10 protein-coding genes are annotated in these 14,422 nt (G+C 38.9%); 1 reads left to right on the top strand and 9 read right to left on the bottom strand.

The genetic code is table 11. The features are described 5' to 3' along the window. Positions 1-16: 16 nt before the first annotated feature. The 8 genes from pepN to FCS21_RS12470 all read right to left on the bottom strand — a co-directional run bounded on the left by pepN (position 17) and on the right by FCS21_RS12470 (position 9,821). Complete coding sequence (gene pepN / locus FCS21_RS12505) at positions 17-2,635, bottom strand: aminopeptidase N (RefSeq protein WP_138623883.1); 2,619 nt, start codon at positions 2,633-2,635, stop codon at positions 17-19. A gap of 71 nt (positions 2,636-2,706) precedes the next feature. Continuing rightward, positions 2,707-4,185, bottom strand: a complete 1,479-nt coding sequence (gene nhaC / locus FCS21_RS12500) for a Na+/H+ antiporter NhaC (RefSeq protein ID WP_138623881.1) — start codon at positions 4,183-4,185, stop codon at positions 2,707-2,709. A 106-nt stretch (positions 4,186-4,291) separates the two neighbouring features. After that, positions 4,292-6,358 (bottom strand): carboxy terminal-processing peptidase, encoded by a 2,067-nt coding sequence (prc, locus tag FCS21_RS12495; RefSeq protein ID WP_138623879.1) that lies wholly within the window; start codon positions 6,356-6,358, stop codon positions 4,292-4,294. 116 nt (positions 6,359-6,474) lie between these two features. Next, positions 6,475-7,137 carry an RNA chaperone ProQ gene (gene proQ, locus FCS21_RS12490; RefSeq protein ID WP_138623877.1) on the bottom strand — a complete coding sequence of 221 codons (663 nt, stop codon included), beginning with the start codon at positions 7,135-7,137 and terminating at the stop codon, positions 6,475-6,477. A gap of 120 nt (positions 7,138-7,257) precedes the next feature. Further along, positions 7,258-7,545, bottom strand: coding sequence for a hypothetical protein (locus tag FCS21_RS12485; RefSeq protein ID WP_138623875.1), 288 nt, complete (start codon positions 7,543-7,545; stop codon positions 7,258-7,260). 88 nt (positions 7,546-7,633) lie between these two features. Further along, the gene (gene msrC, locus FCS21_RS12480; protein WP_138623874.1) at positions 7,634-8,098 is read right to left on the bottom strand and encodes a free L-methionine (R)-S-oxide reductase MsrC; all 465 of its coding nucleotides are present in this window, start codon (positions 8,096-8,098) and stop codon (positions 7,634-7,636) included. A gap of 117 nt (positions 8,099-8,215) precedes the next feature. Next, a complete protein-coding gene (locus tag FCS21_RS12475) occupies positions 8,216-9,007 on the bottom strand; it encodes an SIMPL domain-containing protein (RefSeq protein WP_138623872.1) in 792 nt (263 codons plus the stop codon). Between the two features lie 97 nt (positions 9,008-9,104). Then, positions 9,105-9,821 carry a YccT family protein gene (locus tag FCS21_RS12470; protein ID WP_246047233.1) on the bottom strand — a complete coding sequence of 239 codons (717 nt, stop codon included), beginning with the start codon at positions 9,819-9,821 and terminating at the stop codon, positions 9,105-9,107. Positions 9,822-10,212: 391 nt separating this feature from the next. On the opposite strand from FCS21_RS12470, the gene FCS21_RS12465 reads away from it, so the two are divergent. Next, entirely contained in the window at positions 10,213-12,789 is a 2,577-nt protein-coding gene (locus FCS21_RS12465) for a TonB-dependent receptor plug domain-containing protein (protein ID WP_138623870.1), read from the top strand. 127 nt (positions 12,790-12,916) lie between these two features. Here the strand turns inward: FCS21_RS12465 and prpF are convergent, their stop codons facing one another. After that, entirely contained in the window at positions 12,917-14,137 is a 1,221-nt protein-coding gene (gene prpF / locus FCS21_RS12460; protein WP_138623868.1) for a 2-methylaconitate cis-trans isomerase PrpF, read from the bottom strand. Positions 14,138-14,422 lie beyond the last annotated feature (285 nt).

The following is a 14,422-nucleotide window of genomic DNA, read 5'->3' as shown; positions in this document are numbered from 1 at the left end:
CTGACCCTAGATAAGTTTAATCACTTAACGCTGCATCAAGCTTTTCTTTTAAATCATTCGATAAATTAGGCAGTGTGTGTAATGTTATCAATGCCGCTTTCATTAGCTGCTGATGCGCTAGGGTAAAGCGCTTATACTGAATTAACGGTGTTATTAATCGTGAGGCTACTTGTGGATTAATTTCATTTAATTTAGCAATTTGCGCCGCTAAAAACTGATAACCTCGCCCTGTTGGACAATGAAAATATCGCGGATTGTTCATAGCAAAAGCGCCAATTAAAGAACGCGCTCTATTAGGATTTTTTAAACTAAACTGCGGGTGAGCTAATAAGCTGTTTAATTGACTAAAAATATCATCACTAACGACACTCGCATTAAGTGCAAACCATTTATCCATCACTAACGTGGTCTGCTGCCACTTTTGTTCAAAATGTTGTAACTGTTGAGCCAAATCAGCTAAGTTATTTTTGGCGCTACAGGTTAAAGCCGCCAAGCTATCGGTCATATTTTCTTGAGCAGTATCATTATTGTTAGTCGCTTGCTGGTATTGCTCAGCAACGACATAATGATAATCAGGTAAGAGACTTAAATAACTTAAACAAACATTTTTCAATGCTCTTGTCGCCGCAGCACTGTGTGAAGCATTAGACTGCTGACACTCTTGATAATTAACAAGTAATTGCTGCCCAGCGCCTTGAGCAATAAAACTTGCTAATGTGTTTAACGCATTAGTTAACGCAATAGGGTCAATATCAGCCATTAAGCTCGCTGCTTCATCAAAGCTAGGCAGGGATAATTGTTCTGCAATAAAAGCGCGATCGCCACCACTGGTTAATATGTCATTAATACTAGTGATTAAAACATCAGGAATAACATAGCTTGCATCAAAGGTTAATTGCTGTATGTAAGACATAACAAGCTTTTGCCCTGCATCCCAGCGACAAAAACTATTATCAGCTTGCTTCATGATAGTAAGCAAAGCGCTGTCATCTTGAGCAAAAACAAGTTTAACCGGCGCACTAAAATCAGCTAACATTGCTAACGTAGGCTTGCTACTAAAACCACTAAACTGCCAACATTGCTTAGTTTGCGTTAATTCAAGTAATTGACGCTGGCTTGCTATGCCATCGCTGTGGCTAATCAACTCAACGTTAATAGGAATATGTAACGCTTGTGGATTTGGCTGTTTATGAGTTACTGGGGATTGCTGTAATAACGTTAATGTATAGAGATTATTTTGTTGATCAAAATCTTCTTCAACGGTAATAACTGGCGTTCCTGATTGGCTATACCATAACTTAAATTGTGTTAAGTCTTTACCACTGGCGTCACTCATCGCGTTAATAAAATCATCGCAGGTAACTGCCATGCCATCAAAACGAAAGAAGTATAAGTCCATACCTTTTCTAAAGTGATTAACACCAATTAAGGTATGTAACATACGAATAACTTCTGCGCCCTTCTCATACACGGTTAAGGTGTAAAAGTTATTCATTTCAAGTACTTTTTCAGGACGTATTGGATGCGCCATTGGACCAGCATCTTCTGCAAATTGTTGCGAGCGTAATAAGCGGACATTTTGAATTCGCGTTACCGCACTGGAATGCATTTGGGCACTAAATTGTTGATCTCTAAAAACCGTTAAGCCTTCTTTTAAACTCAATTGGAACCAATCACGACAGGTAACGCGGTTACCTGTCCAGTTATGAAAGTATTCATGGGCAATTACCGCTTCAATATTAAAATAATCGCTATCGGTAGCACATTGACTATCGGCTAGGACATATTTTGAATTAAAAACATTTAAGCCTTTGTTTTCCATTGCCCCCATATTAAAAAAGTCAACCGCAACAATCATGTAACTATCTAAGTCATACTCAAGGCCGAAGGTTTGTTCATCCCACGTCATTGATTTTTGTAATGACACCATGGCATGTTTAGCTTTAGACAAATTCCCTTTATCAACAAATATTTCCAAGGCGACTTCACGTCCAGATGCCGTGATAAATTTATCTTCAAGTAAGTCAAAGTCACCAGCAACAACGGCAAATAAGTAACTCGGTTTGGGGAAAGGGTCATGCCAAGTAACAAAGTGTTTATTATTAGCTAACTCGCCACTCGCTATTTTATTACCATTAGATAATAAATAAGGATATAAAGCCTTATCGGCAATAACTTTAGTGGTAAAAGTGGCCATCACATCAGGCCTATCAAGATAATAGCTAATTCTGCGAAAGCCTTCCGCTTCACATTGAGTACAAAATGCGTCGCCTGATTTAAATAAGCCTTCTAATGCGGTATTTTCTTGTGGGTTTATCTCAGTAGTAATAGTTAACGTAAAGCATTTATCTGTTGGTAAACTACTTGCTGGGATAGTTAACAATGTTTCACTAAGCTGATATTGCTCTGTACTTAAGGCTTGGTTATTAAGCACTAAGGAGACTAAGCTTAAATGCTCACCGTTTAGTACTAATGCTTGTTGACTATCGCCCTGTCGCGCTATGGTCAGTTCGCTAATCACCTGACTACAGCTATCCTCTAAATAAATCGTTAAATTTACCGTACTAATAGTAAAGTCAGCAGGACGGTAATCGGCTAAAAATCGTGGTGCTGTATCTGATAAGGTGGTTGACATAAAAGTGCCTTACTTGAATATAAAAATTAAGTCGTCGTTTACTGTGTTGCTTACTGCATGACTCATACTTACTACACAGCTTGTTCGGCTGTATTATCACTCGTTTTTTGCGTTAATTTTTTTATATTAAAACCAATAAAACCATAAACAACCGCTAAAATAGGGTTTATCCAGTTAAAGAAACAGTAAAACATGTAGTCAAGCGGATTAACTAACAATACCCCTGACATATAAACCGCACAGCTATTCCATGGAACAAGTGGTGAGGTGATTGTCGCTGAATCTTCTAATGTTCTACTCAAGACCAATGGATCTAAGCCTCTACGCGCATACTCTTCTTTATACATACGACCGGGCATTACGATGGCTATATATTGATCTGCTGTTAATATGTTAGCACCAATACAGGTTGCTACGGTACTAGCGATAAGGCTACCCGTTGATTTTGCTGATTTTAAAATAACATCAACAAATTTTTTCAACATACCTAGGTACTCTAACACAGCACCAAAGCTTAACGCACAAATGATAAGCCACACGGTATTAAGCATACTTGACATGCCACCACCGCTGAGTAATTCATTTAAATCTTTATTACCTGTTTCAATGACAACGCCATCAAAAAAAGCAGTCCATACCACGGTAATATTAGCGGTTAACACATCGGTATTGCTACTGGCTAAGCGTAAAATAAGTTCTTGTTGAAATAACACTGCCCATAGTCCACCGGTTAAAGCACCAATAGCCACTGCAGGAAAAGCCGGTACTTTTTTAATGGCTAACGCTAGAAGGACAAATAAAGGCACTAAATTAAACAAAGATAAGTTAAATTGCTCGCTTAGTTGCTTACTTAATAACTCAATTGATTGATAATTATTACTCGTTGTTTCAGTAAACCCTAAAATAATAAAAAGTATTAACGCCGTGGCAATAGACGGCATAGTAGTCCAAAACATATAGCGTATATGAGCAAATAGCTCACTACCAGCAATGGCTGGTGCTAAGTTAGTTGTTTCAGATAAAGGTGATATTTTGTCGCCAAAATAGGCGCCAGAAATAACAGCACCTGCAGTAATGGCTGGCGATAACCCCAAACCTTGCGCGATACCAATTAATGCGACACCAATGGTGGCAGCTGTTGTCCATGAGCTGCCAATACTCATTGATACCACTGCACACATAACACAAGCTGCAGCATAGAACCAAGATGGATCGAGTATGTTCAAACCGTAATAAATCATAGTGGGCACGGTGCCAGATAACAACCAAGTACCAATAAGTGAGCCCACCGCTAATAAAATCATGACTGCGCCTAATGACAAAGCAATACCGTTAGTGATCGCTTTTTCAACATCATGCCATTGATGACCATTTTTTATGCCAATGACAATCGCTACGCCCATGGCGATAAGCAGTGCAATTTGGTTAGGTCCGTAGGAGGAGCTATCCCCGAAGTAACTAACGGCTACGGTGAGTAACGTAACTAAAGTGATCACAGGAATAGAAGCATCCAATATAGTTGGGCTTTTACTTTTAGTTAACTTGGCCATGAAATGGAAGCCTTTTCTTATTTATCGATAACGAAGGTATTAAAATAAAAATAAAGCCGCCTCTGCGGGCGGCTTTATCAAGTTCATATTGTCAGTGTTGTTTTGCTTATTTTTTACTGTTTTGTGTTTGTGCTATTTTATCTAATGAAATGAAGTCAAAGGTTATACGAGCGGCTTCATCTAAAAATGGGTCAAGTTCATCAAGCTCTTCAGGTAGGTCCTCCAAATCGGTAACCTTATCTTTACCTAACAGCGCAAGTTGTTTATTCACCCGTAATAGACGTTTATTTTTACGCTCTTCTCGTTCAGCTTTTCGGGTTACAAGATTTAATGAAATGGTTTTATCATCTTTTTCTGCTTTGTAAGTATTAATGTCTTCAAGTAAATCATTAAACTCCGCATTATCCTTAATACGCTGTTGATAACGTGAACTTAAATACTCAATATCTTTATTAAGCACATGCAATGGCGTGTAACTTGCCTGCGGTATAAAATCCCAAGGTAGCGCATTTTCTTCTTTGCTTTCACCCCAATCTTCTGGATCTATTGCTGTAGGAAAAGATATATCTGGTAACACACCACGGTGTTGTGTACTACCACCATTGATACGATAGAATTTAGCAATAGTGTATTGAATACTACCTAAAGGCTTTTCGTACAAATCATATACGCGACCTAAGCCACGGTGCTGCTGTACAGTGCCTTTACCAAACGTGTGCTCACCAATAATAACGCCACGACCATAGTCTTGTATTGCCGCTGAAAATATTTCCGAGGCAGAAGCACTATAACGGTCAACCATCACGCTTAATGGGCCATCAAAAAAGCTAACGCCATCGCGGTCACTATTGACTTGAATACGGTTTGCGCCATCTCTAATTTGTACCACAGGGCCTTTGTCGATAAACAAACCGGTTAATAATGTTGCTTCACTTAATGAACCGCCACCATTGCCACGTAAATCAACAATAATACCTTTAACGCCTTGCTCTTTTAAGCTAGCTATTTCTTTTTTAACATCTTGCGATAAATTATTATAAAAACTTGGGATAGTAATAACACCCAGCTTTTGACTATCAGCATCTTCTGGTTTTTCTAAATAAACCGCTGACTTGGCTGCTCTATCTTCTAATTTAATAATATCTCTAACGATAGAAACAATAGTAATATTAGCCGCATCGTCACTATCACCAGAAAGTATTTGTAAACGTACGGTCGTGCCTTTAGCGCCTTTAATTAACTCAACTACATCATCTAAACGCCAGCCAATAACATCCTCAAAGTCCTTATCACCTTGAGCGACACCAACAATACGATCTTTTGATTTAAGTTGGTTTGATTTATCTGCCGGCCCACCAGTAACAACACGGTGAATAACAGTATAATCTTCAACAGAGCGAAGCTCTGCACCAATGCCTTCTAGCGATAAGTTCATATCGACTTGAAAACGTTCAGCATTGCGTGGCGATAAATACGACGTATGTGGCTCAACAACTCGTGCAAAACTGTTCATCAACAGCTGAAAAGCATCTTCACTTTCGCTCTGTTTTAAGCGTTTAATCGCATAATTGTAACGTTTAGTTAATACTTCTTTAATTTTTGGCCATTCTTTATTGGTTAGTATCAAGTTTAATACGTCTGATTTAACCTTTAAACGCCATAGTTCGTCTAGTTCTGCTGTATTAGCAGGCCAAGGAGCCTCTTCACGATCAAAAACATAAAGCTCTTCTTTGGTAAAATCAAAAGGATTTTTATCTCCCTTGCTATCTAACAAACTGACTGCGTATTCATAGCGCTCTAAACGTCGTTGTAAGTTAACATTAAAAATGGTGTAAGCAATGTCTAGCTTGCCACGCATCAACACCGTATCAAATTCAAGGCGATGTTGTTGAAAGCTTTCAATATCAGTAGCTAAGAAAACAGTGCGCGCATAATCGAGTTGCTTAATAAAGCGATCAAAGACTTCGCCTGATAACGCATCATCAATCGTTACTTTTTTATAATGTGCACGGGTAAATCGTGACGTAATTCGCTTACTTGCTGTAGTATGCTGAGATTCAGGCATGAGTACAGGAAGCTCTTCTGGGGTATGTGGTTTTTCAAACGCAAAAGCACTGACTGATAAACCTACCGATAAAGAAACAGCGAGAGCGATACGACAAAATTTTTGCATGCATTAACTTCCTATTCAATTTGCTATATGACCCAAAATTTTATTGAGCCTAGTCGCCAAATGTAGTGAATTTATAATAACTAATGAGACATTACTAATGACGACCTGTTCACTTTTTATAAGTAAATGTTTTGTAACTGGGTTTTAATAACCATGCCCGAGTCAAGTTGCACACTAATATCTTTACCTGAAATTTCAGTGATAGTGGCTTTCATTGGTGAATTACCTAGCTGAACTCTCACTTGACTACCCACTTTGATTGACGTTGATTCAACAGGCTTAAGTGGCGCTACTTCTTGCTTAGCGGGCTTTTTAGCGGCTGACTTAACTGTTTTAAATTTAGCTGTATCGCGCTTTTTATCTGCTGGCTTAGAAGTCGCCGCTTCTGTTGAGCTTGGCTTAGCTTTATACGGTTTTTTGCTATCGCTGTCTGTCACTTTTTTGTTACCAAATTTTTCTTGGCTTTCTTTAAGTGCTTTACTGGCATAAGCAGCTTGCTCTTCATCTATTTGAGCAACTTCTTTACCCTCAATATCTACACGAGCAGTGCCAACTTTAATCACTTTAAGGTAGCGCCAGCTGCTTGTATAATGTCTTAATGCTTGACGTAAGCGGGTTTTACTAACCGTTTCATCACCATCAAGCTTTTCAGCTAAGTCTTGGAATATACCAATTTTAAGTGGTTTAACAGGACCCTTAATTGAAAAACACGCGGGGAATTTTTCAGTTAAGTAAGCGATAATATCTTTAGTACTTGTACGTTTAATTTCAGTTTCCATGACTACACTTTTTTATACAATTTAAATTAAATTAAGCTAACTTGATTTTTCAAGAAGAATGACTCAACAGGAGAGTTATCGACAAGAAAATAGCGCCAATGTTTATCTTTATTTTTAACATTACTCTTCTGATTGGAGATGTTGCTCTGGATTATCAAGCACATGCTTACACCAATCGTATATATCATCTGTTTCTATATCAGCAATTTCTTCTTGACCTATCCAAGTATCCCAAATCAATGCTAATAACTGCTCTAATATTTCCGTTTCAATATCTTCGTCAGCTAGGTCGTACATAGTATGATAAATTTCATTCATACGTTCAGCAACTTCTTCTTCTTGACCATCCCAGTCACCAACAATTTCTTGGGTGACTAGGTAGTCATGAATGACCACAAATTCTTTCATTAAACCTTCACTTTGCTCTGTTATTAGTTACTACAACGAATTAGCACAACTGATGTTACCAAGCATAACGACTGAGGTGTTAACCTTGTTACTCTACTATAGATTGTTCAAATGCTGCTACTATGGCTTGCATGCCTTGTTCATCTTGCAAGTCAAAGCGTTCAAAGACAGTGCTGTCGATATCTAAAACAGCAATAACCTTACCTGATACAATGACAGGGATAACGAGTTCTGAGTTACTACTGGCATCACAAGCGATATGACCATCAAAATCATGGACATTAGCAATACGTTGAATTTTAGCGGTTGCGGCACAAGTACCACAAACGCCTTTACCCAAAGGTATCCGAATACAGGCAACCTTACCTTGAAAAGGTCCAAGTACTAACTCGTCGTTAACAAGACGATAAAAGCCAACCCAGTTAACATCCTCTAGTCGTTCAAAAAGTAAGGCGCTAATATTAGCCATGTTCGCAATAATATCAGATTCATTACTTATTAGTGCTTTTGTTTGCCCTAATAATTCTTGATAAAATTCTGCTTGTTTACTCATAAAAAAATACCATTAGTTAAAGCACTAATTAAAAGGCGCTAACATACCTAAAAATGCACAATAATTAAAGCTTTTCTCGAGCAATTGCCCAACTTTTACTTATTATAAGCTCATTAATCACTCTTTAAAGCTAAATTCAACCAAAACACGGGCAGTAATGGTTTGGCTACCGGTTAACGAGGTATGTGAAGTTTCACTGCTATCACTCATCATTGCTTTAGCGTACATCGGTCTATAGTGATTACTTGAAAGCTCTTTTATTAAGATTAACTCACCTAAATCCCGACCTGCCTGTTTACTCATACGTTGCGCTTTTTGTTTTGCCTGACTAATCGCTTGTAATAACGCTTGTTGATAATACTCTTCACGCCCTGCTACGCTCATAGACAATGCGGAAATATGGCTCACATTGACTTTAATAATCTGTGTTAGAAAATGATCGTACTGCTCTATATCATTAAAATTAACCGTGATTTGACGACTTAATTCAAACAAAGGTTTTTTATGTTCATTAATATGGTTAGTTTGTTGCTTTATCGTTTGACCATCAATATAAATATTGCCTTGTTTAGCTTTTTGATACTCAAGACCTTGTACTGTAATTGAAGGATCTTCTTCTACTATGCGTAAATTAACCCGTGCAGAAGCGATATTATTTTCTTCTATTGACAGCGATTTAGCAGCAGCAACGACCATATCACTTTTTTTATCAACCAACACTTTTAACTTACTTGGCATACGACCACGCTCAGTAATAGTTAACGTTAAGGAGAATTTGTCAGGGGTAACAACAACACTGCCCTGGCCTGACACCTCAATACCGACATCGGCATAAGCCGTCAATGAAAACAATAGGAAGATACATAATACTGTAGCACTTGCTGTACGAATAAAAGTGAATAAACTCATCACAATTCCTTCAGTTAAGATATTAAATTTTTAAAACCGTGTTAGTCTGCTTCATCTACATAGTGGTTATATAATGTAGTTAATTAGTTAGTTTTACTTAGTTAAGTGCTTTGTTTTTACTCATAAAATCAAGAAATTTATTTTTTTCATCTGCGCTGGCTTTTTGCCACCAATATTTAAGCATGGCAACCGTATCCGCATTTTTTATCACTTGCTCGCTAAATGTTTGATCATCGGTGATTGGATTGGCGGTATTCTCATTAATGTTATCATTGTTAAGATGAGATATAGCGGCCGGAGCTGACAAAGAGGTCACTACCTTAGCAACCTGTTGCGCCAGTTTATAATCATCTAGTTTTTGTAGCGCTAACACCAGCTCTTGCTTATGCTCATCACGTAAAGTTAACTCAGGCGAGCTCACAAAACGCTCTGCGGCTGCTAAGTTATTAATCTCAGTGGTACTTAATAAAAGCTTTTGCTGCGTTGTAACGTTAAATCTAACAACAAAGTAATCTGACGTTACTAGTCTATCTTCTGCAAAATCAATGTCTTCAAACACATCTTTGTACTTAATCACTAAGCTATGCTGTCCTGGCGTTAATTCAAGCTGTTGCTTTTTAGACAAAAAACCATGGTCAACGGTTTTATCATCAACATCACGCACTATCAAATTATCAGTAACCGTTAAGGTCGCTGCACTGGCCTGAACCGCAATAAAACCGCTTAATAATAGGCTAGCACAAAGACTACTGACGACTGATTGATTAAATAAATTTTTACAGCGGGTTAGCTTACTCGTGGATAATATAGACAAACTTGAATCCTTTACAACAATGATAAGTAACCTCCTTTATAAACTGACTAACGACTGAATTAAAGTAAATTCGAGTAAAAAAAGGTTATTACTTAGGTGTTTACTTAAATCTATAGTTATTGCAGCTATGACACATATTGAAAAACCTTAGCTAAATCAAAGTACTTCTTCATTTATTTCTAAGTATTTTTAATAATATTTTTTTCCTAACTTACACGTAAAACTAAAGTATACATGTCATTACTAGTGGAGCGTGCCTATACTGATGATGTTGACCAATCATGTCATTAACAGCAGTGTCAACGAGTACTACATTGAACATCCAGCTAAAGAGTAAACTAAATATTGATTTACATCATTCAATAATCAACATAATAAGAGAGAGATAATAATGAAGAATAAAAGCATACCTATCGCACTCATTCCTTTTTTACTTAGCGCAGCCAGTCAAACCGCCCTAGCACAAGAGCCAGCTCAAGCCACTGAAACTGAAGTAGAAAAAATAGCGATTATTGGTAGCCGAGTCGCTGGTCGATCTGCTGAGGATTTACCCGTACCGGTCGATATCTTATCGGCTGAAGCATTAAGTAATACCGGTCAAACCGAAGTCGGCCGTATGTTACAAGCTATTGCACCTTCTTTTAACTTCTCTAGCTCTTCTATTAGTGATGGTACGGATGCATTACGCCCTGCGACCTTACGCGGCCTAGGGCCAGATCAAACCTTAGTACTGATTAATGGTCGACGTCGTCACCAAGCCAGTTTAATTCATATCAACACTTCTGTGGGTCGTGGCACTGCTGGTACAGATATGAACGCTATTCCAGCTGCGTCTATTAAACGCATTGAAGTTTTACGCGATGGCGCTGCCGCGCAGTATGGCTCTGATGCTATCGCAGGGGTTATCAATATTGTGCTTAATGATGCCAGTGAAGGTGGTAAAGTTGCAGTATCGTATGGCGAATACTCTGAAGGTGACGGAGAAACAACCAATGTGGATATTTCTAAAGGCTTTAGTTTAGGAGACAATGGTTACTTAAATACTACCTTAAACTTTAGAGACCGTGGCTACACTGATCGCGCAGGTTTACATGGCTCATGTCAATTTTCTGGCTGTACTGAGCTAGCCAATGGTAATTTCTTAGTAGGTGACCCAAGAGAAATTACTGCAGATCGTAATACCTTTAGAATTGGCGATGCAGACTCTAGTCAGTTTGGTTTAACCATTAATACCGGTTATGAACTAGGTGACGGTGAATTATACGGTTTCCTTACCTATTCAAATCGCGATAATGAATCAGCGGCCTTTTTCCGTCACAACGACAATACTGGTGGTAATGCCCCTCTACAAGATGGTGATGCAACGATACCTGCGGGTTTTTTACCGAAAATCAATACCGATATCAAAGACTTTTCTTATAACTTTGGCTATCAAACCAGTTTTTCTGATGGTTCAACCTTAGACCTTTCATACACTTATGGTCAAAATAATATTGATTATGTCACCAGTGATACCATTAACTCTTCTTACGCTAATGCATTACAATACAATCCTAATGGCACGCTTTCTGATATGACATCAGATGCAATTCGAGCATCTATTCCGCGTCAAGCAGCGGCTTACGGATTAGAGTTATCATTGCAAACGTTAAACCTTGATTATACCCAAGACTATGATCTATTTTCATTAGCCATGGGCGCAGAAATTAGAACGGATCAGTTTATCGTCACCGCAGGTGATGAATACTCCTACCGCGACTACGACACTGATGAATTGGGTAACAGTTTATATCCTGATGATCGCGCAGCAGGCACTCAAGGTTTTGGCGGCACAGCTCCTATGCAAGCCGTAGATGAAACTCGTGATGTTATTTCTTTTTATATTGATGTTGAAACTGATATTACTGAAGATTTAATGGTCAGTGGTGCGGTTCGTTATGATGATTACCAAGGCTTTGGTGACAGTACTAACTTCAAGCTTGCGGCTAATTGGTCAGTGACTGAAACTATCGCTATTCGTGGCGCTATGAGTACGGGTTTTAGAGCGCCATCAATGCAGCAACTTTATACTGACAACATTAGTACGCAGTTTCAAACTAATCCGAACAACCCTGGCGGCGATCAAATTGCCGTACAAGTGGGTACCTTTCGTAATGACTCAAACCTAGCTAAAGCGATTGGCATTCCTGAATTGAAAGAAGAGGAAGCCACCAACTTTAGTTTAGGTACCGTGATTAATATTACTGATAACATTAACTTAACCATTGATTGGTATTCAATTGATATTGATGATCGTATTGTCTTGAGTAATTCATTAGGTCAAGGCTTATCACCCGCTTTAGACGCAGCCTTAACCGCTTCAGGTGCTGGTGCCGGACAATTTTTCCTTAACGGTGCTGATACTGAGACCACAGGCGTTGATATTATTGCTACTTGGAATACTGAGTTATTAGGGGGAGACTTTAACTTAACCGCTGCGGCTAACTTTACTGAAACCGACGTGGTAAATATCTATACTCCGCCAAACAGTGCATTAGATGGTATTGACCCTAGTGATGTTTTTTCAGAGCAAGCTATTTCTATTATTGAAGAATGGCAACCACAAGACCGTATCAGTTTAAGTGGTTTATACACTATTGGTGATGTCAGTATTAACTTAGCCTTTAACCGTTATGGTGAATACACAGTAACCGATGGCGGCACGCAAACCTATGGCGCTGAAGTGTTAACGGATTTACGTATCAACTATCAAGTAACGAAGAATTTATCGCTTAATGTTGGCGGTAATAACTTGTTTGATGTTTACCCTGATAAAAATACTATCGGTAACTCACGCTCTGGCACCATAGAAGATGCTAACGGTAATATTGTCGTCAGTAGCCCTGGCGTATTTACTTATTCACGTCGCTCAGCACCTTTTGGTTTTAATGGTGCATTTTACTATGCCGGTGCTGAATTTACATTCTAGGCTGATGTAGTCCTAACTAATAACAACTATGCACTAACTAAAAGCGCAGCGTGATCGATTTAAGATTACTCTGCGTTTTTTATTATTGATATACTTACTCTATTAACCAATCACCTATTGTGATTTATTATGATAAAGTCGGTATCCGTACCCAACCTTCCATCAGTACCCGAGCACTTCGGCTCATTATTACCTTATTTACTGTCCATTTACCGTCAATTTCTACCGCTTGTGCGCCTACTTTGAGCGTGCCGGACGGATGACCAAAGGTCACTGAACTCTCTACTTGGTTTTGAGTAACTGACTCGTCAGTAGGTTCTATATTTGCCTTAGTACGACAAGCCGCCAAGTTGACCAAAGTCCCTGGTATAGCTGCCGCCGTACCAATAGCAACCGCTGCTGTGCCCATCATCGCATGATGTAATTTACCCATAGATAACGCGCGCACGTGTAAATCTATATTACTAGCCGCAACACTTTTACCACTGGAAGTAACATAGTCTTGTGCCGGTGCCACAAAAGCAACTTTTGGCGTGTGTTGGCGTGCTTTTGCTTCCTCAACATGACTAATTAAACCCATTTTAATAGCGCCATAAGCGCGAATAGTTTCAAAACGTGCCAGCGCATCTTCATCATTGTTAATCGCGTCTTGCAGTTCAATGCCGCTATAACCAATATCTGCCGCATTTAAGAAAATAGTTGGGATACCTGCAGTGATCATCGTCGCTGTAAACGTACCTACACCAGGTACGGCTAACTCATCAACCACATTTCCCGTTGGGAACATGGCTTCTGAGGGGTCTACCGGTGCAATAAATTCAACCGGTACTTCAGCGGCAGGAAAGGTCACGCCGTCAAGCTCAAAGTCACCGGTTTCTTGTACTTCACCGTTCGTAATAGGAACTTGTGCAATAATAGTTTTAGCAATATTTTTCTGCCAAATACGCACAATACACACACCATTTTCAGGAATACGATCTGGGCTCACTAAACCTGACATAATCGCAAATGAACCCACCGCAGCGGTTAAATTGCCACAATTACCTGACCAGTCAACAAAGGCTTTATCAATAGCGACTTGACCAAATAAATAATCAACATCGTGATCGGCTTGCGCTGATTTTGCTAGGATTACCGTTTTACTGGTACTAGAAGTTGCCCCGCCCATTCCATCAGTTTGTTTGCCATAAGGATCTGGGCTACCGATCACGCGTAATAACAACTTATCGCGTGACTCACCTGGCACCTGGCAGCATTCGGGTAAGTCTGTTAAATTAAAAAATACCCCTTTGGACGTACCGCCACGCATATAAGTAGCCGGTATTTTGATTTGTGGTTGGTATTGCATAGTATTCCTTTATGTTTTCACTGCTCAAAAGGAGATTTAGCTGCGTTGAATGACGTCACATAGAAATCTATGCTTCTCTGATTCGCCTTGCTAAATAACCTTTTGCTTTGCGATTTTTAAACTAATGAAAAACAGCGAATTAGCTTTCTCAGTTATCTTTCTAAATGACTTCGCTAACTTACTGTTAAAATTATTTAATTACGTTTGATGATTCAACGAATTATTTTTATAAGAGAGCAAGACGGTCGCGCACAATGTGTACCTACACATGAGCACGACCAACGC

It is taken from the genome of Colwellia ponticola, from assembly GCF_005885605.1.
Classification (GTDB): Bacteria; Pseudomonadota; Gammaproteobacteria; order Enterobacterales; family Alteromonadaceae; genus Colwellia; species Colwellia ponticola.
This window is presented reverse-complemented; position numbering and strand designations above follow the sequence as displayed.

Bases quoted from the DNA above. Each gene is read 5' to 3' on its own strand.
- prc (WP_138623879.1), bottom strand. From the start codon at position 6,358: ATGCAAAAATTTTGTCGTATCGCTCTCGCTGTTTCTTTATCGGTAGGT.
- FCS21_RS12475 (WP_138623872.1), bottom strand. From the start codon at position 9,007: ATGAGTTTATTCACTTTTATTCGTACAGCAAGTGCTACAGTATTATGT.
- prpF (WP_138623868.1), bottom strand. From the start codon at position 14,137: ATGCAATACCAACCACAAATCAAAATACCGGCTACTTATATGCGTGGC.
- FCS21_RS12465 (WP_138623870.1), top strand. From the start codon at position 10,213: ATGAAGAATAAAAGCATACCTATCGCACTCATTCCTTTTTTACTTAGC.
- nhaC (WP_138623881.1), bottom strand. From the start codon at position 4,185: ATGGCCAAGTTAACTAAAAGTAAAAGCCCAACTATATTGGATGCTTCT.
- proQ (WP_138623877.1), bottom strand. From the start codon at position 7,137: ATGGAAACTGAAATTAAACGTACAAGTACTAAAGATATTATCGCTTAC.
- FCS21_RS12485 (WP_138623875.1), bottom strand. From the start codon at position 7,545: ATGAAAGAATTTGTGGTCATTCATGACTACCTAGTCACCCAAGAAATT.
- pepN (WP_138623883.1), bottom strand. From the start codon at position 2,635: ATGTCAACCACCTTATCAGATACAGCACCACGATTTTTAGCCGATTAC.
- msrC (WP_138623874.1), bottom strand. From the start codon at position 8,098: ATGAGTAAACAAGCAGAATTTTATCAAGAATTATTAGGGCAAACAAAA.